Source organism: Acidovorax cavernicola (assembly GCF_003581445.1).
Window position 1 is genome coordinate 1 of record NZ_QXMN01000203.1, and the last position, 1,512, is coordinate 1,512.

Below are 1,512 nucleotides of genomic sequence, written 5' to 3' on the forward strand. Positions count from 1 at the left end.
GCATGGGATAGCCCCAGATCGAGATCGAGTTGAACTTGGGCATGTTCAGGCTCGTGTACTCGATGATGTCGCCGATGATGCGCATCGACGGCTTGGGCGGGTAGATATAGGTGTTGCGCACCATGAACTCTTTGAGGATGTCGTTCTGGATCGTGCCCGAGAGCTGGTCCTGGCGCACGCCCTGCTCCTCGGCTGCGACCACATAGCCGGCGAGTACGGGAAGCACCGCGCCATTCATGGTCATGGACACCGACACCTTGTCGAGCGGGATCTGGTCGAACAGGATCTTCATGTCCTCGACCGAATCGATGGCCACGCCGGCCTTGCCCACGTCGCCCGTGACGCGCGGGTGGTCGGAGTCGTAGCCGCGGTGCGTGGCCAGATCGAAGGCCACGGACACGCCCTGCCCGCCCGCGGCCAGCGCCTTGCGGTAGAACGCATTCGATTCCTCGGCCGTCGAAAAGCCCGCGTACTGGCGGATGGTCCAGGGGCGCACCGCATACATGGTCGCCTGCGGGCCGCGCAGATAGGGCTCGAAGCCTGGCAGCGTGTTGGCATGCGGCAGATCGGCGCTGTCTGCGGCGGTATAGAGGGGCTTGACGGTGATGCCGTCGGGCGTGATCCAGTTCAGGGCTTCCAGATCGCCGCCGGGCGCAGATTTGGCTGCCGCCTTGGCCCAGGCGCTCAGGTCGGCGGGGGCGAATTCAGGAGTGTCGGCATTCGCCACGCTTTGGCGCATATCTGTAGGCTTGTCCATCGGTGAGACCACGGTAGGTTGTGACCGAAAGAGTGTACATGATTCATAATTATTGATTCAAAATAATCCAGGCTACAATCCAGCATTCATGTCAGTGATTACCCTAGCCCCCTCCGCTCTCTACCAACAGGTGGCCGAGCAGCTGCGCCAACGCATCTTCCAGCATGTGCTGGAGCCTGGTGCGTGGATCGACGAACTCAAGATCGCCGAGGAGCTCGGCATCAGCCGCACGCCGTTGCGTGAAGCCCTCAAGGTGCTCGCGGCCGAGGGGCTGGTGACGATGAAAGTGCGCCGTGGCGCCTATGTGACCGAAGTTTCGACCAAGGACGTGCGCGACGTCTATCACCTGCTGGCGCTGCTCGAAAGCGACGCCGCGGCCGCGGTCGCGGCTTCGGCCACGGACGACGAGCTCGCGGCGCTGCGCGCGCTGCACGCCGACCTGGTCGCGCACAAGCACAACGCCGAGCAGTTCTTTGCGATCAACGAACGCTTTCACATGCGCCTGCTCGCGCTGGCCAACAACCGCTGGTCGGACCAGGTCGTCGCCGACCTGCGCAAGGTCATGAAGCTCAACCGCCACAAGTCGCTGTTCCGCCAGGGGCGCATCGACGAATCGCTGCAGGAACACGCGCTCCTTTTGCAGGCCCTGCTCGACCGTGCGCCCGAGCGCGCGCGCGCAGCCATGCAGCAGCATTTCTCGAATGGCCTCGTCGCGGCCGTGCCATAAGCCGCGTTGCACGGCATTGCGGATGAGC

Annotated in this window: 2 protein-coding genes; one reads left to right on the plus strand and one right to left on the minus strand. The window is 63.6% G+C overall.

Annotated elements, in window-relative coordinates; all coding sequences use genetic code 11:
* On the minus strand, positions 1-739 hold a 739-nt coding region (locus D3H34_RS32515), incomplete at its 3' end, for a methylmalonyl-CoA mutase family protein (RefSeq protein ID WP_286186554.1).
* A gap of 106 nt (positions 740-845) precedes the next feature.
* On the opposite strand from D3H34_RS32515, the gene D3H34_RS32520 reads away from it, so the two are divergent.
* On the plus strand, positions 846-1,484 hold the full coding sequence (locus D3H34_RS32520) for a GntR family transcriptional regulator (protein ID WP_119558849.1): 639 nt from the start codon (positions 846-848) through the stop codon (positions 1,482-1,484).
* Positions 1,485-1,512 lie beyond the last annotated feature (28 nt).